Source organism: Haloquadratum walsbyi C23, assembly GCF_000237865.1.
Taxonomy (GTDB): Archaea; Halobacteriota; Halobacteria; order Halobacteriales; family Haloferacaceae; genus Haloquadratum; species Haloquadratum walsbyi.
Window position 1 is genome coordinate 2664893 of the sequence record NC_017459.1, and the last position, 25073, is coordinate 2689965.

At 46.7% G+C, this 25073-nt stretch carries 23 protein-coding genes; 13 read left to right on the top strand and 10 right to left on the bottom strand.

Annotated features, from left to right (window positions below; all coding sequences use genetic code 11):
• Window positions 1-23: 23 nt before the first annotated feature.
• Window positions 24-707 carry a potassium channel family protein gene (locus HQRW_RS11985; RefSeq protein WP_011572349.1) on the bottom strand — a complete coding sequence of 228 codons (684 nt, stop codon included), beginning with the start codon at window positions 705-707 and terminating at the stop codon, window positions 24-26.
• Window positions 708-1449: 742 nt separating this feature from the next.
• On the opposite strand from HQRW_RS11985, the gene HQRW_RS11995 reads away from it, so the two are divergent.
• Window positions 1450-1767, top strand: a complete 318-nt coding sequence (locus HQRW_RS11995; RefSeq protein WP_014556797.1) for a hypothetical protein — start codon at window positions 1450-1452, stop codon at window positions 1765-1767.
• Window positions 1768-1780: 13 nt separating this feature from the next.
• Here the strand turns inward: HQRW_RS11995 and tmk are convergent, their stop codons facing one another.
• Complete coding sequence (gene tmk, locus HQRW_RS12000) at window positions 1781-2422, bottom strand: dTMP kinase (protein ID WP_014556798.1); 642 nt, start codon at window positions 2420-2422, stop codon at window positions 1781-1783.
• Between the two features lie 191 nt (window positions 2423-2613).
• Between tmk and HQRW_RS12005 the strand changes: the two genes are divergently transcribed.
• From HQRW_RS12005 to engB, 5 genes are all read left to right on the top strand, one after another.
• On the top strand, window positions 2614-3537 hold the full coding sequence (locus HQRW_RS12005) for a complex I NDUFA9 subunit family protein (RefSeq protein WP_014556799.1): 924 nt from the start codon (window positions 2614-2616) through the stop codon (window positions 3535-3537).
• Window positions 3538-3958: 421 nt separating this feature from the next.
• Window positions 3959-5137: a tubulin/FtsZ family protein gene (locus HQRW_RS12010; RefSeq protein WP_014556800.1), complete on the top strand. Its 1179-nt coding sequence runs from the start codon at window positions 3959-3961 to the stop codon at window positions 5135-5137.
• An 11-nt stretch (window positions 5138-5148) separates the two neighbouring features.
• On the top strand, window positions 5149-5946 hold the full coding sequence (locus tag HQRW_RS12015) for a hypothetical protein (protein ID WP_014556801.1): 798 nt from the start codon (window positions 5149-5151) through the stop codon (window positions 5944-5946).
• A gap of 100 nt (window positions 5947-6046) precedes the next feature.
• The gene (gene cofC, locus HQRW_RS12020) at window positions 6047-7015 is read left to right on the top strand and encodes a 2-phospho-L-lactate guanylyltransferase (RefSeq protein ID WP_014556802.1); all 969 of its coding nucleotides are present in this window, start codon (window positions 6047-6049) and stop codon (window positions 7013-7015) included.
• Between the two features lie 284 nt (window positions 7016-7299).
• Complete coding sequence (engB, locus tag HQRW_RS12025) at window positions 7300-7920, top strand: GTP-binding protein EngB (protein WP_014556803.1); 621 nt, start codon at window positions 7300-7302, stop codon at window positions 7918-7920.
• On the opposite strand, the gene HQRW_RS12030 is transcribed toward engB, so the two are convergent.
• Window positions 7913-8518, bottom strand: a complete 606-nt coding sequence (locus tag HQRW_RS12030) for a M67 family metallopeptidase (protein ID WP_014556804.1) — start codon at window positions 8516-8518, stop codon at window positions 7913-7915. The genes engB and HQRW_RS12030 overlap by 8 nt on opposite strands.
• A 250-nt stretch (window positions 8519-8768) precedes the next feature.
• Window positions 8769-9104, bottom strand: a complete 336-nt coding sequence (locus tag HQRW_RS12035) for a rhodanese-like domain-containing protein (RefSeq protein ID WP_014556805.1) — start codon at window positions 9102-9104, stop codon at window positions 8769-8771.
• 427 nt (window positions 9105-9531) lie between these two features.
• Between HQRW_RS12035 and HQRW_RS12040 the strand changes: the two genes are divergently transcribed.
• Both HQRW_RS12040 and HQRW_RS12045 read left to right on the top strand, forming a co-directional pair.
• Complete coding sequence (locus tag HQRW_RS12040; RefSeq protein WP_014556806.1) at window positions 9532-10272, top strand: coenzyme F420-0:L-glutamate ligase; 741 nt, start codon at window positions 9532-9534, stop codon at window positions 10270-10272.
• On the top strand, window positions 10265-11269 hold the full coding sequence (locus tag HQRW_RS12045; protein ID WP_014556807.1) for a 5,10-methylenetetrahydromethanopterin reductase: 1005 nt from the start codon (window positions 10265-10267) through the stop codon (window positions 11267-11269). The genes HQRW_RS12040 and HQRW_RS12045 overlap by 8 nt, the downstream gene beginning before the upstream one ends.
• A 69-nt stretch (window positions 11270-11338) precedes the next feature.
• On the opposite strand, the gene HQRW_RS12050 is transcribed toward HQRW_RS12045, so the two are convergent.
• Window positions 11339-11620 carry a hypothetical protein gene (locus HQRW_RS12050; RefSeq protein ID WP_231852340.1) on the bottom strand — a complete coding sequence of 94 codons (282 nt, stop codon included), beginning with the start codon at window positions 11618-11620 and terminating at the stop codon, window positions 11339-11341.
• 170 nt (window positions 11621-11790) lie between these two features.
• Here HQRW_RS12050 and HQRW_RS12055 point away from each other — a divergent pair, with 170 nt between their 5' ends.
• Window positions 11791-12183: a DUF7573 domain-containing protein gene (locus tag HQRW_RS12055; RefSeq protein ID WP_014556809.1), complete on the top strand. Its 393-nt coding sequence runs from the start codon at window positions 11791-11793 to the stop codon at window positions 12181-12183.
• Window positions 12184-12305: 122 nt separating this feature from the next.
• Here the strand turns inward: HQRW_RS12055 and mutL are convergent, their stop codons facing one another.
• Entirely contained in the window at window positions 12306-14087 is a 1782-nt protein-coding gene (gene mutL / locus HQRW_RS12060) for a DNA mismatch repair endonuclease MutL (RefSeq protein ID WP_014556810.1), read from the bottom strand.
• Window positions 14080-16878: a DNA mismatch repair protein MutS gene (mutS, locus tag HQRW_RS12065; protein ID WP_014556811.1), complete on the bottom strand. Its 2799-nt coding sequence runs from the start codon at window positions 16876-16878 to the stop codon at window positions 14080-14082. The genes mutL and mutS overlap by 8 nt, the downstream gene beginning before the upstream one ends.
• A 437-nt stretch (window positions 16879-17315) precedes the next feature.
• On the opposite strand from mutS, the gene HQRW_RS12070 reads away from it, so the two are divergent.
• The 4 genes from HQRW_RS12070 to yciH all read left to right on the top strand — a co-directional run bounded on the left by HQRW_RS12070 (window position 17316) and on the right by yciH (window position 22589).
• The gene (locus tag HQRW_RS12070; protein ID WP_014556812.1) at window positions 17316-18329 is read left to right on the top strand and encodes an AAA family ATPase; all 1014 of its coding nucleotides are present in this window, start codon (window positions 17316-17318) and stop codon (window positions 18327-18329) included.
• Between the two features lie 214 nt (window positions 18330-18543).
• Window positions 18544-19656, top strand: coding sequence for a DUF58 domain-containing protein (locus tag HQRW_RS12075; RefSeq protein ID WP_231852341.1), 1113 nt, complete (start codon window positions 18544-18546; stop codon window positions 19654-19656).
• A 41-nt stretch (window positions 19657-19697) separates the two neighbouring features.
• A complete protein-coding gene (locus HQRW_RS12080; RefSeq protein WP_231852344.1) occupies window positions 19698-22043 on the top strand; it encodes a DUF3488 and transglutaminase-like domain-containing protein in 2346 nt (781 codons plus the stop codon).
• A 249-nt stretch (window positions 22044-22292) separates the two neighbouring features.
• Entirely contained in the window at window positions 22293-22589 is a 297-nt protein-coding gene (gene yciH / locus HQRW_RS12085; RefSeq protein ID WP_011572368.1) for a stress response translation initiation inhibitor YciH, read from the top strand.
• Between the two features lie 251 nt (window positions 22590-22840).
• Here the strand turns inward: yciH and HQRW_RS12090 are convergent, their stop codons facing one another.
• From HQRW_RS12090 to HQRW_RS12100, 3 genes are all read right to left on the bottom strand, one after another.
• Window positions 22841-23404 carry an NUDIX hydrolase gene (locus tag HQRW_RS12090; protein WP_014556815.1) on the bottom strand — a complete coding sequence of 188 codons (564 nt, stop codon included), beginning with the start codon at window positions 23402-23404 and terminating at the stop codon, window positions 22841-22843.
• 279 nt (window positions 23405-23683) lie between these two features.
• Window positions 23684-24175 (bottom strand): DUF5809 family protein, encoded by a 492-nt coding sequence (locus HQRW_RS12095; RefSeq protein ID WP_014556816.1) that lies wholly within the window; start codon window positions 24173-24175, stop codon window positions 23684-23686.
• Between the two features lie 108 nt (window positions 24176-24283).
• Complete coding sequence (locus HQRW_RS12100) at window positions 24284-24772, bottom strand: DUF5810 domain-containing protein (protein WP_231852346.1); 489 nt, start codon at window positions 24770-24772, stop codon at window positions 24284-24286.
• Window positions 24773-25073 lie beyond the last annotated feature (301 nt).

A 25073-nucleotide genomic window follows, 5' to 3' on the forward strand; every position in this document is an offset into this window, starting at 1 on the left:
ACCATGTTGTGTGACACGATTTCTTAGCCAACATTACGGTTAGGAGCGAGTCGTTCACCAACAATTAATTGTCTCACTTCTTCAAGTACATCAAAGTCTACAAGAACTGCAAGTCGATCACCAGTCTCAAGTGAATCATCAGACAGTGGCAACCGCATTGGGTCATCTGCTTTTCCAAATGCAAGCACACGCGCCTGCGCAGGAAGTGCAACCTCCTCGATTGTGTATCCGCGCATTGGTGATTTGGAAGTTACTGTCATTAAGACTATTTGAAGTCGCTGAGCAATATCCGCGATTGCCCGCACTGACCCACCTAGTAACGCGTTCTTTGCGCCAATAGCTCCAAGCCGTTCTGGATATAGGACCTTATCTACCCCCTCAGTATATGTTTGATATACTTCCTCGCGATGATCTTTATTAACACGAAGAACGGTCCATGTTTGATGATGTTTTGCAATTGAGCAGGCTGCGAAGTTTACAGTTAAATCATTAGTTAATGCGCCAATAGCATCAGCAGACTCAACACCAGCATCAATGAGTACCGACTCGCGTACACCATCGCCGCGAACAACATCAAAGCCTGCCCCGCGGGTTTGTGCTGCGTTTTCATGATCGACCTCGATGATTGTAATATCGTGTCCTTCCTCACGAAGCACACGTGCAGTCCGGAGACCAACCCTACCTGCACCAATAATAATGATATCCATACGCAATCTGTACAATGTGAGTATAAATAATATTTCTGCGTGTCAATCATACAGAGCAAACAGAATCTTGTCGACTCTTGACGTCACCAGAACACTCTAGATTATGTTTATCATATTATACTTTAATCGGCAGATAAGCAACTTTGCTTCTCGTCAACAAGGAGTGAATCCGTTGTCTCAAGAAACATCATGTCGTTATTGAGTGCAAAGTCGGATAAAAAAAATCTCCAACGATGATTGAAGGCGATCTCTTCACTGCTCGCCAGTAATGGAACAAGATCCAAAGTTGCAATATTATGAATGTGAATATATAGAAGATTATCTGATGACTGCTGATTGATAGAAATGCAAACGCAGGAATCAATATTTTGTTTCATGATTTTGAAAATGAGGACTGTGGAGAGTCCGAAGCCACAACGCCTGTACATGTGGAGACTACACTCCCTCTGTTCAGGACCTCGGCGCATCAGAGGTCGTAGATGGAAAACAGATCATAAAAATAGGAAGCCCTGGGTTTACGGAAGCTCCGTCAGCGGCTGAGTAGGGTAGGGTACTCACTCTACGTATTCGATTGCAGAATTACCGAGTGGGAGTTGTCAACAGTGGAATCCTTCGGGCTGAGGTACCGAAATCTGTCCATTGCACCAAATGAGAGTTATAAATATAGTATCAAGATAGTACAGGAAGTAACTCAGTAATAGAACACTATGCTCAAGTCATCACCCCCTCTATAGATGAATATATGATCTCGGTTGTTGGGGTTATCCTCTTCATTGCAGTCCTAACCATCCACACGCTTGTAGCTGCGGTGTTGACCCGTTATTTTCGTATTCGATTAAAAACACAGTTGGGGTATGTCATCTTTTCATTTCTATTAATTCCGTTCGTATTGCTTATACTAACATTACTTTTTACTGGTATCCTTGGAATTGGTGTCAATCTTGGTGATGCAACAACGGCGACTGGCGTGATGATTGGATTACCGTTTGCACTTGGATTCACTATCGATACACTCTATGTCCCTGCGCCTGAGGAGTATGATCTCCCAGACACGCAATAAGCGATATCATTGCTTATGATTCAGTTGATACTTCATCACCGAGCATTGTCCCAACAATAGTTTTGACGCGTTTTTTAACATCAGCAATGGACTGAGATGCGTCGACCCGATAGAATCGCGTGGGCTCAGCAGTAATAAGTCGCTCATATTGCGTTGCGACTCGCTCAAGATATTGTACACGTTCGAATTTATTCGTCGCCCCAGCACGGTTGACTCCAGTCTCTGGGTCGATATCTAAATACACCGTTGCATCAGGGCGTCGAGAGAATGGTTCATGTATTGATTGAATATATTCGAGCGGTGCATCAATGCGGCTGTCTGCAAGTGCTGCAGCTTGGTATGCAAATCGTGAATCAGCATATCGATCAGAAATAACAGCTGTACCAGACGCGAGTGACGGTCGAATAACGCGGTTGAGATGAGCAGCGTGGTCTGCAGTAAATAAGAATAACTCGGCAAGTGAGTCTGCGCTGTCATCATGCATTGACTCGGTAACGAGATCACCATACCAGGAGTCAGTCGGTTCACGCGTGAATGTTACTTCAGGGAGTGCACTTTGTAATGATTCACAAACGGTGGACTTTCCGCTCCCATCAAGCCCCTCCAATGTAATAAGCGTCGACATTCTTGTATATATGCTCGGCGACGCGTGCATATATTATCCTGGGGTTACCGAGTTACATACGAATTCTCCAGCGTCGTATCAGGTTATGAAATATAACCTGAATTGGACGGTATTCCCCGGCAATAGCGGTATATTAATCAGCAGGCTACGATATGGATCATTGAGAGTAACGCGTGTGTAGTAGTTAATTTTAGGTTTGTGTCCGATGACGATATATTGGCATGGATGTACTCGTCATTGGTGGGAGTGGCTTTATTGGCACCCGACTTTGTGCAGAACTCTCCAACCGTGGTCATAACGTAACAGCAGTGTCACGAAGTCCAGACAACTCAGAACTCCCGGCGGATGTTGACACGAAAATGGGTGATGTTACTGCATATGACTCATTGAGTGGGTCATTTGCCGATATTGACGCCGTATATAATCTTGTTGCGCTGTCGCCATTGTTCAAGCCGAGTGGTGGTGATAAAATGCATGATGTGATTCATCGACGGGGGACTGAGAACGTCGTCCGCGCTGCAGAGGCGAATGGTGTCTCACATCTTATTCAGATCAGTGCGCTTGGAGCAGATCCTGACGGATCAACGGCATACATTCAGGCGAAAGGACGTGCTGAGACCGCTGTCACCGAGTCCGACACAGATCTTGAATTCACAATCTTTCGACCTTCGGTCGTGTTTGGCGACGGTGGTGAATTTGTCTCATTCACAAAACTCCTTGCGCCACCGTATGTTAGCGCTCTCCCTGGTGGTGGGAAAACACGATTCCAGCCAATTTGGGTCAATGACCTCGTGCCAATGCTTGCTGATGCAATTGATGCAGATACACATCATGGTGAAATATACGAGATTGGTGGACCTGAACGGTTGACACTCGCAGAAATTGCGAAAACGATTCACACCGCAGATGGTCGCTCAACGACAATTGTACCGGTTCCAATGTCACTTGCTAAAATTGGTCTTACAGTTGGTGATGTGATTCCGGGCTTTCCAATAGGTGTTGACCAATACCGATCATTACAGTTTGATAATGTGACTGATGAGAACGATATTGATGCTTTCGAGAAAAGTTTGGACGATCTGACAACGCTCGAAGCATATCTCAGCGGTGAGGATAAACAAGACGACACGCGTGTTCCTGCGTGAACAACCCGCAAATATATTTCAATCTTAGTTTCTATTCAAACTCATATTTTGCGAATCAGCATAACGTAGTGGGCACGCAGTGGGGAAAGGGTGCAACCATGAGATATTGTCATATTTCAAAAAACAACGCATACCTCATGATCGCAGATACTCCTCAAGGCATATTGGCTCCCGTGTCGGTCCATTTCTGATATTTTCATGTCTATCCTATCGTGTTATTGTATAAAAAACGTTGATAGACGTGTCAGACATTCATTCGGTAATTAACATATCCGACCCAATCGGTATTTATGAAAAAATATCTTCTCAGGGGCTCAGTATCCAATATTCGCGGTCACGACATATATGATAAATTACCTTTCACAAGCTTTATTCGGGCGTTCACTCTTGATTACATCTAATGGCGAAGGGGGGCTAATAAATGAAGCTTGCAATGATCGGCTTCGGACAGGCGGGTGGAAAAATCGTTGATAAATTCGTCGAGTATGATCAGCGTCATGGGTCAGACATTGTCCGCTCAGCCGTTGCTGTTAATACAGCAGAGGCCGATCTCATGGGACTTAATCATATTCCATCATCGAAACAAATCCTTATCGGACAATTGAGTGTCAAAGGTCATGGCGTCGGAGCTGACCCAGATCTTGGTCGAGAAATCGCTGAGGAAAATATCGATGAGATACAGAATGCGCTCAATGATGTTCCTGTACATGAGATTGATGCATTCTTGATTGTCGCTGGACTCGGCGGTGGAACCGGTAGTGGAGGCGCACCTGTGTTGGCAAATCGCCTCAAGCAGATTCATAGTGAGCCTGTCTATGGATTAGGTGTGCTTCCTGGAAGCGAAGAAGGCGGTATCTATACCCTTAATGCTGCACGATCGTTTCAGACGTTTGTCCGTGAAGTTGATAATCTTCTTGTATTCGATAATGACGCATGGCAGAAAACGGGAGAATCTGTTCAGAGAGGATATGAGGAAATTAATGAGGCTATCGCAACCCGCTTTGGGGTGCTTTTCGGTGCCGGTGAAGTAGGTGATGATAGCGAGGTCGCAGAAAGCGTTGTTGACTCTTCTGAGATTATAAATACACTCTCAAGTGGTGGTGTCTCAACCGTTGGATATGCATCTGAAAATGTTGAAAACTCTTCTAGTGGTGGATTACTCTCACGACTTACAGGACAATCGACTGCTGATGATCTTGACACAGCAAGCACAACAAATCGAGTTACGTCGCTCGTTCGAAAAGCCGCTCTTGGTCGGTTAACACTGCCAGCCGAACTTGACGGCACCGAACGGGCACTTCTTGTCGTTGCTGGACCACCACAATATCTAAATCGAAAAGGGATCGAGCGTGGGCGAAAATGGGTTGAGGGACAAACAGATAGTATGGAGGTCCGAGGCGGAGACTATCCGCTCATGGATTCAGGTAAAGTTGCGTCCGTGATTCTGCTTTCAGGTGTTTATAAGATTGACCGAATTAATGAGCTTCAGCAAATTGCGAATGAAGCCAAAGAAAACATTGATTCGATTCGAAATGAAAGCGAGGAAAATCTTAATGAACTTGTCAATGACGATGAAGATGAGCTTGAATCATTATTTTGAGGGACTCCCGCATGTTGGATAGCCTCAGTAACTACAGTAAATACATTGCTACTGTGGTTGGTATTCTCTTTGTTGTATTCTGTGCTGTTACTGCAATCGTGACACCCACAAGTGCGGTTGCTGTCGACACAGCCGATATGGTACGCGATGAACGCGTTGGGACACAGCACACAGTTTCTGTGACGCTTACAGATCTGTATGAAGAGCCACCACTCGAGTCATGGACACTCACAGGATCAACAGCGCTCGTCGATGTAACATGGACGATTATCCAATATGACCAGACTGGTGCACAGATTGACCAGCAATCATATGATGGTCAGCGACTTACTGGGACGCGTATCGCAGCAGTAGATGGAACCAATCGAGTCAGTGTCAGAGTTGCTGGAACAATTCCTCGTATTGAGTCATTCTCATATGATCCAAAACAATCATTCCGAGTGGTTTCGCTGACACAAACACGAACCGGTGGATCATCAAGCGTTATTGACATTTGGACAGCAACACACAGCACAGAGCAGAGTGCATCAGCACGCGAAGAGCTTACTACAGCACGCGAAACCGTCTCAACTGTCGATTCAGACCGAGCCAAACAAACAATCCAGAATGCAATTGATGCGTACAATGGTGGGGAGTTTGCACTTGCAACCCGACTCGCATCAGAAGCAGAGGAAGCGGCGAAACAAGCCCAACAATCGAATCAAATGTTTCAATACGTGCTATATGCTCTTTCTGGAATTGTCGTCATCGGGGGTGCGAGTGGGATTGTGTATTGGCGTCGGCAACAACGGACAGAGGATAAATTATAATAAATGATAATTATTGGAGATAACACTCGATGCAGTCAAGATAATTTAATTTTTGAGAACGATACGGTATTTCCATCAGCATGAGTTGTAGTGAGTACTGATGCACGTCATTGTTCCATATACAGATGTTTCACCGAAGACACGGCTTGACTCGATACTCACAGCATCTGAACGAACTGCATTTGCACAGGCAATGCTGTATGATGTTATTTCCACACTACAGAGTAATGGGCATACTGTTGAGCTTCTTATACCGACAGAGACGGTGATGCAAGCAAGAGAGCAACGAGATCAAGCAGATCAACGAGATCAAGAGACAATCATAGATTCGACCGGGGTGAGTACTGAAGCGGTATCAACATCTACGTCGACTCATGCGGATACAACAGAACACAATGCTGCAAGTGATAATTACGTGTCACAGTCGCCGACACATACACTGAGTGTTACCCCTGAGGCTATTATGAGAATTCTTAGAGACGATGATGATCCTGATAACGAGACGAGTACTCAAGAGAGAGATGGCGATAAGGAATATATTGATATTACAGTTGATACCGCGCAAAATCAAATACAATCCAATCAGATTGTTGTAACGGCTGATGATCGAGCGCTGACGCCTGCGGTCAATAGCTGTCTAAATCGGTTATCTGATACAGAGACTCCATTCAGTGAACTTGCAGTGGTGATGGCTGATCTTGCGCTTATCACACCCACAGCAATCGAACGGCTATTCGCTCGAGAGGGAGATATTGTGCTTGCCCCTGGCCGTGGCGGGGGGACAAACGCGATTGTTGTCAGACATCCAGCGTTCAGGGTCGATTATCACGGCACATCATATCGAGACCACTACCAAGCAGCGACTGACGCGTCTCTTTCAGTCGGTGTTGTTGATTCAATGCGCTTGGGAACTGATATCGATGAACCCACAGACCTTCCAGAAGTGCTACTTCACAACAATGGGATGTCTTCTGTATGGCTCCAATCAGCCGGGATTGAGCTCAATCTTGATGATAATACGGGACGTGTCGGTATCACACGTGAACGTAAGAATGAAGATGTTGATTGAACTGTATTCTTGATATTTCGTAGTCTTATTTTTGTTATCTGAACTCACAAAGGCATTAATTACCAGTCGCAAGGATGTCACCTGGGTAAACCGTATGAACTGTGTAGTCACAGAAGCATATGAGAAGATTTCCATTATTTTTGCAGTTGAAGCAGATTAAAGCGGTGCGGAAATACTATTCATATCCTTCACATAGTATGTATTACCCGAAGTATTGATATCTCAGAGACTGATTCCTGTTGGGAGTCATTAATCGCCGTCCCCGTACTCATAATATATACAGTATGTTTGAAACTCGCCCAGATTGTGATGAGGTTGTTCTTCTCGGTCGGTCAAACGTTGGTAAATCAACATTAATGCGTGAACTAACTGGTCACACTGGATTCACAACCGGGAGAAAACCTGGCGTGACACGATCACCAAATCATTATGATTGGGCTTCTGAATCGTTCATGTTCACCGACCTTCCTGGATTTGGGTTCATGTCCGGAGTCGAAAGTAGTCAGCGCGAGCAGATCAAGACCGATATCGTCCGGTATATCGAATCAAACGCCGAATCAATCCTTGCTGCGGTTCTTGTCATTGATGGAAAAAGTGCTGTTGAGATCATCGACCGACATTCCGGACCTGATGAGATTCCCCATGACATCGAGTTGTTTAGTTTTCTCTGGGAACTTGATCTACCGACTGTGGTTGCGGTAAATAAGATCGACAAGGTTGAGAATAAAGATAATCAACTTGATGATCTCTGTGATCGCCTTGGCTTATACCCACCATGGCAACAATGGCAAGATACAATTGCTCCAATCAGCGCAAAGCGGGGGTCAATCGAACCGCTTGAAGAAGCACTTCAAGCAATATTCAGCGATCAACGACGTGATGATCTCTTAAAATTTGTTACGTAATAATGACGCTTTCTTCATGGAACTGATTGCCATCCCATCGCCATGACCCAAGATGGTGAGTGTGGTCAGTGTCTGTTGATATTGGGTGGTAGTGAGTGTCCTTGGTTGACTGTCGATCAGTGTCGGTCTCATCATTCGTATCGGTATTAGTATTATATGTATACCAGTTTGCTCCCACCGGGCAGGAATCTACTGACATTGGCTTGACCGGTGCAGTATCACTGGGATATTTATTCATGCTGTGTCCGTATTCACGCTGAGCATCATCATAACAACAGATTGCATATGAATGCCCACTCCACGTCGCCTGCGCACTATCAGTCTCACTTGGGGTTAATGGACCGTCTGGATGACTATGATAGAATCCAATTACCTCCCGACCGGTGTCATGAATCATATCAAAGATTGTCATAAGTTCCTCAGGGTCAATTTCATACCGCGTACGCGGCGTTTCAGCAGCATTTGTCGCTGGGTATACAGCCGTGACTACGCTTTCAGAGTCATGATATATCCCAGAGAGGACACCGCAAATCTCAGTGGTGTGTGAGTATGATTGCGCGAGAATTGTATTATAACATTCCGATGGGATTTCAATCATAACGTATCAACGGTGACTTCGCCAGGAAACTAGTTATTCATATTGCATACGTATATCAAGCATCAGTCATCTATATAGCATGTTAGCATCAGATGTTTGCGTGACTCACGATATATGAAGTCAAAAAACGACTTCGACATTTTGACAAGGGTGGTTTAATTCTATATTGGCGCCAGGTTGTCTTTTTATCAATATGGGATGAGATATGCTATTTTATTTTTAATTCAACGGACGGCGATTTGACCTGCGATCAACTTTCTTGAACGAGTTCGTATTCCCATGCATCATATCCACCAGCCATACTCTGAATTCTTGCATCGTGAGGGACATCCTCATAACTTTGAATCAGACGTGCTGCTTGAATCGATGATTGTCCAATCGGACATGCAACGACGATGTGCTGACTCCACTCGATTTCCTCGATGCGATGTGGCAACTTATCTAAAGGAATATTAATTGCCTCAGGGAGGTGTCCTTGCTCAAACTGCACTTGTGAGCGAATATCGATGATCTGCAGTCGCTCAGCAGCATGACTGTTATTCTCCAGTTGGTGTTTGACTGTCTCAGGATCAATCTCAGACACCATTGAAACTCACTCCGTTTCGGGTTGTCACTTGTATATATAATTCATATTGCAGTAAAAATGTTCGGAGACCCCCAGATGCGACGGCACGTATCACGGTCTGAAAGCCATATTGTATTGTGTCTGTATCGTACATAAAGATACGTCTCAATGAGTTCGGATGGTGGCTCAGATAAAATACCACATCACAAGGGGCTCAGTGGGGGTAACTGTCATCATGGCCACCATCGATAGATTACACTTGATAAATAAGAATCCACGTTTCTCTCCTAGCTATTTATATACTATCCAATTGATAGACGCGAGAAAATATACGTAGATAACAACTGTCCGATAGACTAGTTTGTGCTCATGATCTCATCATCCATCGAAACCGGATACGCTAGCCAACACCTACTTGTTTTTCACTGAGCGATACCCTTGTCATTGTATGGAATTGTTTGCAGTTAGTAATCTTCCAGAGGTGAATCAGGGCGATGACCTCGCAGCGTTGATTACTGAACAGGTTGATCTCAGATCAGACGATATTATTTGTGTTGCTTCAACGATTGTTTCAAAAGCTGAGGGACGGACTGCGAATCTCGACCGTTTTTCACCGGGTCCACGTGCTAGAGAACTCACAACGGCGCTTGATTCAGACATAGATCCGCGATTCACCCAGGCTGTTCTTGAAGAGAGTGTTGAAGTTATTCTTGAATCACCATTCCTCCTTACTGAGACACGGTTTGGTCACATCGGAGTCAACGCAGGGATTGATCGGTCAAACGTTCCTGACGCAGACTTATTATTACTGCCGAAATCGCCGACAGAGAGTGCTCAGCGTCTTCATGAGGGATTACCAGCTAATCGGATTATCGTTACCGATACATGCGGGCGACCGTTTCGTCATGGACAGCGCGGTGTTGCACTCGGGTGGGCAGGGCTTCCACCAGCTCGTGATTGGCGCGGGGAAACAGACCGAGACGGTCGTGAGCTGAGTGCAACCGTCGAGAACGTCGTTGACGAGCTTGCTGCTGCGTCAAATCTTCTCACAGGCGAGGGTGATGATGGAACACCTGTCGTTGTTATTCGTGACTTCGAGTGGGGCGATCATGGAAGTAGTGATGCTCACTTTCGAGATGTCGATACAGACTTTGTGCGCCAGGCTGTCCGGGGGTGGTCATATGCGTGATATCGCTCCGGACCGACCGACACTTGGTGTCGAATTAACACCTGAGGTCCCTATTCCAACGGTCGTTGATCGTGGAGTGATAGCCGAGGACGCTGGATATGATGGAGCATTTATTTCCTGTCATTATAACAATCGGGATCCATTCGCAGCGTTAGCGCGGCTAGCTGGACAAACGGACACGCTTCATATTGGTCCGGGTGTTGCAAATCCATACGAACTTCATCCTGTTACGTTAGCATCGAAAACAGCAACAGTCGCTGAACTAACCAATGGGCGTGCACTCTTTGGGATTGGTCCTGGCGACCCTTCAACATTACAAAACCTTGGTTTGACAGATGAGCGTGGTCTGCGGTCAGTTCTTGAGGCATTCAAATCAGCCGAAGATCTCTGGGCAGGCGAACGTATCACACACGAGGGGACATTTGAAGCGAACGATGCTGGATTGAATTTCTCTGTTCCTGGTGAAATCCCGGTCTATATTGGTGGTGAGGGTCCGCATATGTGTCGAATGTCTGGAAAACATGCTGATGGATTGTTATTCAATGGATCGCATCCTGCCGATCTTGCGTGGGCAAGCGACCGGGTCGCTGAGGGCATTGAGGATCGACCATCAGAATACGATGAGTTCGAGTTATTAGCATACGCCAGCGTCAGTGTCGCAGATGATGCAGAAGCGGCTCGTGAGGCTGCCCGCCCACCGGTTGCGTATATTACTGCTGGGGCTGCTCCGCCCGTGCTTGACCGACATAATATTGATGCATCGCTTGCTAAATCGATTGGTAAAAAGATTGGTGCAGGTGACTTCTCAGAGGCATTTGAGGCTGTGACACCTAAGATGATTGACGCATTCTGTATCGCTGGTGACCTAACAGCAGTAACCGACCAGATAGCAGATGTACTTGAACAGACAGATGGAATTATTATCGGGTCACCGATTGGTCCAACGCCGGAACAGGCAATTGAATTGGCTGCAACTGCGTTTGAGCAGGCTCATTGATATCCTTCCTGCGAGGGGTGAGCCCTGATCTTCTGCAAAAGATAACACAATACAATCGGTATTCACTCTCTATCGGGCTTTGCCCATGTTATCACTCGATCGCGCGTCTGGATCCGCTGATGTCTCCTCACGAGCGCTCGCTCCCCATCCAGTCAGCAAATTGAGTGCCGACCCAGCGGCGAGAAGACCGAAATAGCCAACAGCAACGGTTGTCAATGCGGAACCGACAAGGAATAAAATGGCAGTAAGCGGATCAACTCCAAGGAAGACGTCAGTAATGAATGTAATAATCAGGGTGATGATACTGGTAAAGAGTTCAACGATAAAGTCAATAACCGTAACCATATCCATGCTGTGTTTTCAGACTACTTGTGTGTTGATATCACCTGTTCATTATTGCACGTATACAACAAAGCTACACACATCTTCTTATATGCAAGATAAATACACACCCGTTCATTGAAAAATGGCTTCCAAATCAGTGCAAACAGATATACCATATTCTCTCAGATAATCATGTAGTGACACGGGATCGTTCTCTTGATGAATTCATTGATGCAGGAGTGGCTGATGATGTCTCTGATAGTGACAATGATGCAAACACCGAGATTGGTTCCGATTCGAATTCCGAGCCTAACGATACAGGTGATGAGACAACACCGACAGATGATACGCGTACTGAAGATCATACCACAACTGACTCGACAGCAACTGCTGTTGCGACGTCGGCTGATACTACTACTACTGAGTCTGAGACACGAGATGATATCTCTCCAGCTGTGGCAACGCTTCGATGTGATCCAAATGGGATTTCATGCCCTCAGTGTGGGGACGTTGTCACACAACGCTGGCGGGCACAACAGCAAGGCAAAAACGACACCACATATATTTGTGGAGATTGCAAGAACTGGTAAGTAACTGCGAATTCATCTCATAATTTGTATAATCAATCTGGAGAGTATTTTCCAGCTCGTGACTCAGCAGACAAAACGGTCCCAGACAATTGGGTTACTCAATGTAGGACAATATAATTCCATTAGTCTCTTCGAGTATTACGGCGTCCAAATGCACGGACGAGATCCATCTCATCAACGGTGAGCACTACTGGACGTCCGTGTGGACAGGCATATGGATTTTCACATGCCCCAAGTTGGTTCAGAAGCTCATCAGCCGCAGGCGAGTCTAATATCTCACCGGCACGGAGTGATTGGTGACAGGCAAGTTCGGCGAGTGTGTCAGTTCGTTCATGAGCTACTGAGGGCGTGTCATCATTTTGCAGTGCGTCAATTGCATCACGAATACTCACGGGAGCTGCTGGCTGTCCAAGCGGCGCCGGAACCGAATGCACATTGATTGCTTTGTGTGTATTCTGAGCATCATCACGTTTCGTATACTCATAGCCGTATGTCATAAGCTGGTCTGTGATGCAATCCAGTGTCGAATACTGTCCTGGCGTAAGTGAAACGGTAACCGGTGGGTCAATCGTGACAGTCGGAAGCGTCTCATCAACAGTTGCACAGAGTCGCTCATATGTTATCCGCTCATGAGCAGCGTGTTGGTCGACAATAAGAAGCGTATCATCAAGGGAACATAGAAGATATAATTCCTGAAATTGCCCAAGAACATCCGCGTCCGCGACAGCAGCCGAAGAGGTCTGATCAGCATCAGTGAGTGCTTCAAGCGATACATCGAGTTCTGTCGAGAGAGTGTCTATCTGGCGCTGATCAACTGTTGATAACGCGTCACTAACACTTGTCTCAATCATATCTGCAATCAAATCAGCGGTTTGAATTCGCACCGTCTGTTTTCGTGGATGGACATTGTGATCGGTCAGTGACCCTGGAAGTGAAACTGTCACTGCCGCGATTGGATGTTGCCCACCTGGGAGGAGGTCACTATAGCCATTCATAATCGCCGTAATAAGCGTCTCATTATTGACTGGTCGTCCGTCAATCGCTATCGAGACCGCATTGCGGTTTGCACGTGTGACTGTTGGATGAACAAGCACGCCATTGATTTCAATCGTGGCAGTCTGCGTGATTTGACTGGATTTAGTGTCTATATCAATGGTCTGTGTAGATTCAATGGTTGTACTTTGTGCTGCTATCTCACGATCATACACGCCAAGCAATGCAGACGTGTATCCATCTCCAGATGTAGAGAGGACGTCGTTTCCATCATGCTGGAGCGATATCGCAGTCATAGGGTGCAATAATGCATAGTGCGAGACGAGTTTACTAATCCGCGCGAATTCTGCTTGCGATGAGGCAAGCGCTTCTTGTCTGGCTGGAACTGCTTCAAACAGATTATCAACGGTAATAGTTGTTCCACATGCCCGTCCAGTTGGTTCAACACTCTCAGCGGTCGGACCATTTGTCTTGATCATTGTCCCACATGGACCTCCATTATTTGTTTCAATTTCAAGAGTGCCCACAGTTGCGATACTTGCAAGGGCTTCACCGCGAAATCCAAGTGTCTCAACTGGTGGAATAATACCGTCTTGTGTTGTTGGTGTGATTTCACCGGCTGCCTGTTTTGTTGCGTTGATCTTACTCGTTGTATGTCGCTGCACTGCAAGGATAGCATCCTGCTTTGACATTCCCTGACCGTTATCACGAACAACGAGTTGATCGGTCCCATCGCCAGTTACTGATATATCAATTCGGTCTGCGCCGGCGTCGAGTGCATTTTCGATCAACTCGGCAACAACGTCTGCTGGTCGAGTAATGACTTCCGCTGCGGCGACTGCTGCAATCATTTCATCATCGAGACGGCAGATGGTTGTCTTACTGCTCTCTGTGTCCCCTTGATTACTCATCTAGTCGTCTCTGTAAATTCTCGAGCATATTCAGCGCTTCGAGCGGTGTCATCCGAGCAATATCAATATCGCGTAGCGATTTGAGCACATCTATGTTTGCTGATGCATCGGATTGATTAATACCTGCGTCTGTGTTTGTATCTGCGCCTCTAGGACTTCTGGCAATCTCGTCATCATCCGAGGCTTGATTTTGCTGATTGTCGTGGTCCACAGAAACCATCTCAGCATGAGTTAGGTCATCATGATGATGTGTGCCCTGCTCAGATATCTCGGTGTAATTTTCACCCTCGGTATGGATATATCGTTGTGCCTGTTCAACGACTGGAGTAGGAACACCAGCAAGTTTGGCAACTTCAACACCGTATGAGGAGTCGGCTGCTCCTGACGTAACCCGGTGAAGAAATGTTACTGAGGCATCATTGTCGGGGTGCGTCTCACGATGGACTTTAAAATGTAAATTGAATGCTGATGGAAGCGATCCTGTCACAGTTGTTAGATCATGATAGTGTGTTGTAAATAGTGTCCGAGCACCGATTTCATTATGAATGAACTCTACCGTTGCGCGTGCAATCGCACGTCCATCCGTTGTTGAAGTTCCGCGCCCCACCTCATCAAGGAGAATAAGCGATGATTCAGTTGCATTATGCAGTATGTCCGTCATCTCAGACATTTCTCGCATAAACGTTGACTCACCGCCAGAAATATCATCAGATGCCCCTATTCGTGTAAATATCCGATCGAGAACTGGAATTTGAGCGGCATCTGCAGGAACGAATGACCCTGCTTGTGCAAGAATACAGATATGTGCTATCTGTCGCATATATGTTGATTTACCACTCATATTTGGTCCGGTAATCATCGCGATATGACCTTTTTCGAAGGTAATTCCATTTGGCACGAACTCTGCTTGTGTCTGCTCAACAACGGGATGACGACCTGCCTCAATGTCAAGTGTATCTGCGGTTATTTCTGGGCGGACATATGCATGTGATATCGCAATAGTCGCGAATGAAACGAGCGCATCGAGACGTCCGATTGCGTCTGCTACTGCTTGCAACCGACTTGTTTCTGCTGCGACCTCTGCGCGAATATCACAGAACAGTTCATATTCAAGTTTATCTGCTCGGTTTGATGCGGCGATAATCTCATCTTCACGGCGTTTTAATGCGGGTGTATAGAACCGCTCAGCGTTTTTCAGTGTTTGTCGACGAGTATATTCATTAGGGACGTGGTCGAGATTTGGATTTGTGACCTCAATATAGTATCCATGTACCTCTGTATACCCAACTTCTAGTGAATCAATCCCAGTTCGCTCACGTTCGCGGGTCTCAAGCTCACTTACCCACTCACGTCCAGCCTCCTCTCTTTCCCGTATATCATCAAGATCGTCATTAAATCCCTTAGCAATAACATCACCATCAGTCACTGTTTGTGGTGGGTCCGAGCAGACTGCTGTATCGATGAGTGTCCGGATATCGTCAAGCGAATCAAGCTCAGCCTGTAACTGTTCGAGTGTTTCAGCCGGCAGCTCTGTCTCTGTGAGTACCTCTATGAGTGCTGATTTAATCTCTGGAATGCTGTCAAGGCTCTGCAACAGTGACCGCATGTCACGCGCATCCGCTTGCTCACGCGCAGTCCGAGCGGTGAGACGTTCGAGATCATATATGTGTGACAATTTTTCTGTAAGTGTCTCAACAACAAGCGGATTCTCAGCAAGTGCAGCAACAGCATCATGACGTGTCTTGATTGCTTCATGATCTGCGAGTGGTCGTCGAAGCCACGATTCAAGCGTCCGGCGGCCAAGCGCTGATGACGTTTCATCGATGGTCTCAATGAGTGTCTCACCATACGGTTGCCGGGAGTCAAAAAGCTCTAGACTTTGTATTGCGGTCGCATCAACTCGGAGAGCAGTATCTGTTTTATATCGTCTAATTCGTGAGACGTACTCAAGTGGTCCACAGTCACCTTGTGTATACTCAGCGTAATCGAGAACTGCCCCGACTGCTCGCCGCTCAGCAGATGAAAGGAATGCTGTTGGTTCATCAACATACGCTTCGAGTGTCTGAGTCGCTGCTGCAAGCTCAAACGCCCCCGAGTTATGTGTTGTCTGCATCGTCTCAAAAGGAAGCGATGAAGACTCAATCGTTTTCGTGTCAACTTCAGGACCAATAAGTAACTCCGCTGGTCTGAGTCGGCTTAACTCTTCATAGATTTGATCATGTTCAACGCTAGTTACACGGCACGCACCTGTCGAGACATCGACTGTTGCGATTGCTCCAGTCATCTCCGAGGCGTCACCATCTGAGTCGGTTATACTCACAGCGCCAAGGTACGTTGCCGCTGCATCGGTAAGGAGGTCACCATTGGTGACAGTGCCCGGTGTAATGATATTTGTTACTGCCCGATCAACAAGTCCACTTGTCGCCTCAGCCTCTTCAACTTGCTCAGCGATAGCGACTCGAAAGTCAGCCGATAATAACGCTTCAATATATGATGTAGCATTATCGATAGGGACACCCGCCATCCGATAGGTCCCTGTTGAGTCCTCACGCTGTGTTAGAGTTACCTCACACACTTGAGCGACTGTTGTTGCGGCCTCACAGAATGCCTCATAGAAGTCACCAACCTGAAATAATACAAGAGCATCTGGGTGAGCCTCACAGCAATCAAGATACTGTGACAGCATTGGTGTTAATTCTGTCCGTCGTGTGAGCATCTTCTCTGGCGGTCCCTCAGGTTGTGGCTCGAGATCAGTGCCAGCGTCGACGTCAGTATCGGTGCCTGTTGTCATCCTCACTGAGCATATATTATATCGATCTTAATTCCGACAATACAGATCCGGATCAGCATGTGGTCGCATAACCACCTTGATTGGTTTTGTGTTATTTACTCTTGATATTCTCATGACTCTAAAGAGATGGGATTTGTCTGAGGAGTAATTACGATTTGATCTTGACAACGGTGCATGTATACTGTGATTTCTCCATTTTTGATTACCACTTCATCTTTTACTCGGAGAATAATTCTCCAGTAGAATTAGGTGTATACGGTCGATATATGTATGTGTCGACGTATCAAACCATATCGCACTTGACCGATACATCTGTCTCGGTCAATCCACAATATGACCATCCAAATCTGGATATGCTCTATCTGAACTCATGCCAGTAGTTATGAAATATGCTCGGGGTCTATTCATGAACCATTGCTTTGACACGCCCTTGTACAATGACCGATACTAACGCTAACACCGACACAGACACAAGCGCGGAGACAGACACAATCGATATCGACTCACGAGTGTCTTCCACGGACCGTGACCCGCTTGCTGTTGATGAGGTTGCAGCATTAACAACACGCATTATTGACAATGTTGAGCGTGTTATCGTTGGTCATCGAAACGCTGCAGAGGATATTTTAATCACCATGCTCGCCCGTGGACATCTTCTGCTTGAAGATGTCCCGGGAGTCGGAAAGACAATGCTTGCGCGGTCAATTGCGACTTCACTCGAATGCTCATTTAACCGCGTTCAATTTACTCCTGACTTACTCCCACCGGATGTCACAGGTGTCAACGTCTTTGACCAGCAACAACAAGTATTTGAATTTCAACCCGGTCCGGTATTTGCAAATGTTGTCCTTGGCGATGAGATTAATCGTGCACCGCCAAAAACACAAGCAGCCCTGCTTGAAGTGATGGCTGAACAGCAGGTGACAGTTGATGGTGAAACACATCCTGTTCCAGATCCGTTTACTGTTATTGCAACGCAGAATGATATTGAACCAACACAGACATATGACCTTCCTGTAGCCGAGGTTGATCGATTTACAAAACAAATTCAGCTCGGCTATCCAAATGAGGCTGAAGAGACCGAATTATTAGGACGGGTTGCTGGACACCACCCGATAGAATCACTTGAGGCAGTTGCAACTGTTGAAGATGTCAATCGCGCAAGAGAGACAGTAGCTGCGACGACTGTAAGTGAATCCGTTCGCTCATATGTTGCTCAACTAGCAGGATACACCCGCGATAATGCTCGCTTGGGGGTGAGTCCGCGGGGGGCGATTGCGCTTGTTCGTGTTGCACAGGCTCGTGCTGTTTTCGAAGGTCGTGATTTTGTCATTCCAGATGATATACACGCTGAAATCCACCCAACATGGTCGCATCGAATTCAGACAGCTGACACGGTCGATAGCGCGCACGTTGTCGATAATGCGCTTGATGAAGTTCCAATTGAGTGACACTACACTGATATAATAAGAGAAACACTCGATCATATGGCTAAACATGTTGATATCAAACTATCACTTCATTACGATACAGCGTCATAATAGATGAATGCCTCAGTTCATTCAGGACATGTTGTCTCAGATGATCACTGTTGGAATATACAGTACGAAAATATCATAATAATATAAAATATAACAATTGATGCGCCCGACACGTCGCGGTTATATGTTCACACTTGTTTGTCTCGTTGCACTGAGTGCCGGCATTATGTATGGTCCGCGGGCACTCGATGCCGTTGTCATTCCTGGATTTATCGCATTATTCGCCTCGATTATTGATATATGGCGGGTTTCAGAACCATCCGTTGAGCGGACGCTCCCATCACCGGCAGAGCCCGGCACGAAAGCACAGATTAGCTTGAAAATTAAAGCTGACCGTCCAGTCCCGGTAAGAGCGGTAGATACCATTCCATCTGGTCTTACAGGAACACCGGTTATCGAAACAGTCGCAGATGGGACCAGTGTTGAGTATGAGTTGACCCGCCGCGACCGCGGGTGTCATACAATCGGTCCAGTTACTGTTCGACTTCGTGATCGATTAGGTCTTTTCGAGCGTGTCTTTATGATTGATAATACAGATTCAGTGACTGTTTTTCCGCAAATATGCTCACTCACGCCGGTAGCCGCTAATGCACTTCGTAACACCACTTCCCCGACAGCGGGACCCAAGCGAGGATCATTTGAGGGACTTCGAGAATACACCCGTGGAGATGCACTTCGCGATGTCCACTGGAAGTCTTCAGCACGGCATGACGACCTTTTTACCCGTGACTTCGGGAGTGCAGCGGATCAGGATACCCAACTTGACTCACTCACAGTTGCTGTTAACATTGAACAACATAGTGATACCTCAATTGAATTTGTTGATGCTGCGGCAACGGCAGCAGCGAGTATATGTATTGAGGCTCTTGATCAGGGAGCTGGCGTTCAGCTACAAACACCGACCGGGAACGCAACTGCTGTTGCTGGGAGTGAAGACGCAATTCTTGAACGCCTTGCAGAGTTCTCACTTCCAGTAAACCCACTTGAGGATAACATAGCGAATGCAGACATACATGTGACAGTACGTGCAGAATCAGTCATCGTCTACTTCGGCGAGCGAACTGTTGATTTTGGAGACTTACTTAGTATCCATAATCTCGAATCTCAAGATGGCGACACTGTGAGTATGATCGCTGATCGTGAAGAACAGACCCTGAAACGCAATTACGACGATAATATCACTGTTAGTACCGATGCACACTCAGATGACTCAGCAACAGAAGAGAGATATACATGAATCGCTCATACATATCATATCGTATAAATGAAGTTAGCAAAATGGCGTCTCGCCCGAGTATACTCGCTGCTATCGGTATTATAGCGGTCACGTGGTCATATGTGAGTGTCCTTGCAGACATCGCGACCGTCACAGGCTGGCGAACCCCATTTTTATTCGTTGTTGTCCTTGCCGGCGTTCTTGGCGTGATGATCGGGACTATTGGGCGTACTCGGTCTGCATTTATCCTGACAATTGGTCTCTTACTCATTGGATTGATCACATATATTTATACACTCTCACAGGCACAACAACAGCTACTCACAACACAACGATTACTTGCAGACACCGCTGCACTGTTCACTGGCCTTTCGATACTACGCTTTGTTCGAGCTGGTGCATGGGCGATTGCTGTTGTCCCAGCCCCGGTATTTCTTTCATGGGCACTCTTGAGTGCTGGTCGGTACGTGCTCAGTGCAACAGCGGGTGGTGTTATACTCGGACTTGTTATTCTCACCGGTGATGCCGGTCTCCTTACAGCACTCACTGGCGTTGTCGGGTTTCTTCTCACAGTCGCAGCAGCAACACTCACTCAATATGATGGCGATATAAACCAACTTGACGCCGTAATTGTCCTTCTTGCAGTTATCATTGTTTTATCAACATCGGTTTCTGCTGTCCCTGGCAGTGGAAGTTCACCATTAGTCCCTGAGAAAACCCCACAAACTGTTGATGCGAGTCTAACAACTGCTGACCAACGAATTGAGGTTTTAGGGAGTATTGATCTTTCACCACAAGTCCGTTTCACTGTTGAAAGTTCTCGTCCGTCATATTGGCGGACAGGGGCTTACAATCGATATACAGGTGATGGATGGGTTCGAACCGGTGAGACACAGCCATATCAAGGACAGCTCTCACTTCCGCCTGGGTCATCACAGTCCGTTCAACAGACAATAAAAACACAACAATCAATTTCGATTCTCCCAGCGGCGTGGAAGCCAATTACAATCGAGGGGTCAGCAGCCTCACAGGCAACAGTCACTACACAGGGTGGATTGATTCCGCAAACATCACTCAGTGCAAACACAGAATATACTGTCACAAGTCGTCTACCACTATGGACGCCTGCGCAGTTGCGACGGGCGGGAACAGCATATCCAGCGGAAATTGATGAGACCTATCGTGAAGTGCCCGCTGACACGAGTAATCGAGTCACCCAGCGTACGAACCAGATTATTTCGAACGCCAGTGCTGATACACCCTATGATGCTGCAATTGCGGTTGAGCGGTATCTTGAATCAAATAAACAATATTCACTTTCGGTATCAAAGCCAGATGGAAACGTTGCTGAATCGTTTTTGTTTGAAATGGACGCAGGATACTGTGTTTATTACGCAAGCACAATGGCTGTAATGCTTCGAACACAGGGAATTCCGACGCGATTTGTCACTGGATACACGCCAGGACAACGGATTGATTCGAACACACATGTTGTTCGGGGGCTCAACTCACATGCATGGGTCGAGGTATACTTTCCTGACACTGGCTGGGTCCGATTTGATCCGACGCCTGCGGCTGAGAGGCAGTCAACTGAGAGTGCGCGGCTCTCAGAAGCACGCCAGCAAGACACAGCAGGTATTGACCTCAATGAATCAACTCCAACACCAACACCAGGCTCCAGCGCCATGACACCAGAGAATGGTGCTTCAACCGACGCTACTGGGACGACTTCAGCACCAACTGAACGGTCAACAACGACACCACAGGGAACAGATATAAATAATAATTCAGCGGGTTCAATGGCTCAAACGCCAGGAATCAGTGCTCGAACTGGTGATCCACTTGGGTCATCATCACCATCAGTTATCGATCAGTTCCTCCCGACAGTCCGAATACGTCGGCTTCTTGCCGTCATAGCTATCGGAATTATTGGTATGGGGGCAGCGATGCGACAGTCACATACAATCCAGTGCTCCAGACGGCTTGTTATGGCGCAGTCTCAGTGGCTGCAATCAATCCGACAGCATAAGCGTAGATTCGCTGGTATCCGAGGGGTCTCTGAGGGCAAATCCAAATCCAAATCCAAATCTAAATCTAAATCCGATCCGGATAGCTCAGTAGCATACGCATATCAGCGCGCAATGGCAGTACTTGCATACACACATCGACCACGCCGTCCAAATGAGACGCTTCGCACATATCGGGCTGCACTTTCGCTTTCAGCTGATCGTGAGGCAGCACTTCAGCAGATAGAGCAGGCGTATGAACGTAGTAAGTATGGAGATGGTGTCTCACCACCGACAGCAACAACAGCAATTACTGCTGCGGACTTTCTTGTTCGCACTGGTACTCCAGTTCGCCGGCGTATAGCTCAATTTCGAGAAATTAAGCCGCCAGATGATGAGTGAGGACATGATTTAGAATTGTGAAGCACCCCGGGGGTCAAGCCCCAGGCACTCGCCTTGCACAACTTGTAGAGTGAGATAATGAGCATATGATCTATTCAATAACGACTAGCAACGGTAAGCTACTTATTATTTGATTGTATATTACGTCCACGGAATGGCAAAGCATGACATCGCGACCAAGAGTTGGCGTTCCTTGAGAGTTCAAAAGTACGACAGTGTTATAACTAAATCGGGCAAAATGTGGAACAGATGAGTGGCAACGTCTGCTCAACATGTGGACTCCCTAACGAGCTTTGCGTTTGCGAGGACGTCGCAAAAGATTCTCAGGAGATTAATATCCGCGTTGACGAGCGCCGCTATGGAAAGGAAGTAACGATAATTGAGGGATTCGATCCGAAAGACGTCGATATGGATAGTCTGTCGTCAGATTTGAAATCAAAGTTTGCCTGTGGCGGAACAATTGAAGATGGCTCAATTGAACTCCAAGGCAACCATACCGGTCGCGTTGAGGACTTTCTTCGAGATAAGGGATTCAATGTTGCCTAAGTAAAACTAGAATACATCCTATACAACAGCGGTGTGGATGGTGAACTACCTCGCGCACGGTGGGGCGGGGAACTCGCGCTATTTTTCATTTAAATACGCGTCACAGCCTGATAATTGGCTTGAATGATCAGTATATGATAGCTGATGATGATGATGATACCGTATCCCCGCCGCGCTCACTCGCATTGTCTGTTTTTTGCATACAGTGATTAGTGGTAATGGATGATTCAATGTTGGCTCAAAATACCGTTTCAGAGGAGCCCTTCTTCGCTCGCGAGTAGTATGCCCTCCACTGTGGCATCATTTGTTGGTCCGCCACGAGCAACTTCGATGGCATCAGCAACCGGCACGGAATGGACTGAAAGAAATTCATTATCATCAAGTGTCTGTTCAACTGGTCTAAGATCTGTCGCGAGCACGAATCCTCGCCGATGTCTGAGCATACCTGTTGAGCACCATAGGTCTTGTAAGAGTAGTAGATTATTTGCTTCAAATCCTGTCTCCTCGCGGAGTTCTCGTTTACCGGCACTGGTGAACGACTCATTAGTCTCAACAACACCTGCTGGGAGTTCAAGATGTGTTTCCCGAATAGTCGGACGATACTGTTCAACGAAGATTATTGAATCATCCGCAATAGCAACGATAACGACGGCTGTAGCCAGTTCAGCCCAATAATATTTTTTTATGCTTCCATCTGGCTGCTCAACGCGATCATATCCGCCGGTATACCAGCCGGTCTCATATTCGGTTATAGATTCACGAATAGGCCATTCTGGCGCTGAAAGTGACTCATGTCGGCGCCCATCCTCATTCATCGCATGTGTATCTGAATGCTGTGGGGTTAACTCTTACAGGCTAATCTTACCTGTAGCGCAGCGAGACAAAACTGGATTATCTCACCCTACTCGCCAGTTGACGCTAGCTGCTTGAGAGTGGAGTTTCCTGTTTCTATGACGCGCCTCATATCCATTGCATTGAATATACCTGACGATGCAAATAGAGAGCACCGTCTCCACGGGGGTGGTTCTTCGAGTTGTCACACTTCTAGTCTCTCAAAACTGCAAGACAAGATTGTTACCATGGATGATTCTCGGTTATTGTTGAGAATCAGTATCGGCTGAGGGTTCATCCTCAATGACCGGTCGATAAATCTCACCAAAACTGTGTCGGCGAAGGGTGCTGACCGCAGCCGCCTGTTCGTTCTGGAATGTGGCAGCAATAACATGATCACTGAACGGCGCATAGTGCCATGCAACGCGATCGACATTAGGACTTCCCATCTGTTCAACCTCAACAGCAGGGTGTGAATCAACCCATTCAGTAAATTCGTCTCGTGATCCAACCCTTACAGCTAGTTGCTCCGCAAAGAGAGTCTCTCGTGCCGCCTCGACAACCTCACTCGTGATACGCTCATTATATTCCTCACGATTAAATCCCATTGCAGTCGCAATCTCTCTGACTACGGTTTGTGCAGTCGATCCGAGCGAATCAAACCGCTCATGAACTGTTGTTGTTGACCTCGGTGCAAGTTCACCAATGATGTCTAACTCGTCTGTCCTCGCCTCTGCTGTGTGATCTTCATTCATTATATGTCGGTCTGTCTATGTGTGTAATATTGATAATAGCTGTTAGTACCGACGCTGAAATTGGCATCAACGTCAGTCATGGTACTTGCTTTGTGAGCGTTCGATTAATCATTCAGTAGAATCTGCTGAGTCATCACTTTTATTTGTTAATCTCTCGCGTGCATCTGTTTTTTGATCATTAGTATCATCCCCACCCTCGTCTTCGGTATGAATCATCTGAGCTGTCAGCTTACGCGCTTCGTTAATGACGGTTTGTGTTTCTTCATCCATCTGGGTTTCCATAGTTTCAGTCATGGTGCCAATCTCAACCTCGTCTCCTGCCGAAGTGGTATGGTGACTGTTATCATGCATTTGTCGACCGTGTTGTCTGTGGACTGTGTCTTCAAACACCTGATCGTATTTGACTGAGGTGGCTAATTCGACAACAATCTCAGCTAAGTCATCAGTACCATATTGTCCCCAATCACCAACATGTTCCTCAAGCCAAGACTCATGATCGTCATGATGAACTATAGCTGTGAATGCAAGATGATCTGCGAGATGTGCTGCATCTTGTTGTGGGGCCTCACAGACAGGACAAGCATAACCCATAATCATTGTATGAACTCACGACACAAGGTTGCGACGGCTCACGCGCTCATCATTTATGAGCAACTTTGTGAAACACTTCGAACAGGTCCCGAAGTACTCACCGTATCGCGCTAGTAGAGAAGGTATGAGTACTGAATATGTCTTCCCTGAAGATACGACAGATACGCCGTTTAAGACGTACCGGAGTAACCCTGAGTGGGAGCGAAACAGTGCTACGCATAAGCTTGATGCGACGTACTACCTGCTGTGGGTTTATGTAAAAAAGACAGGCCTGAACACCGGGTATCCTCCCTGTATCTGTATGATA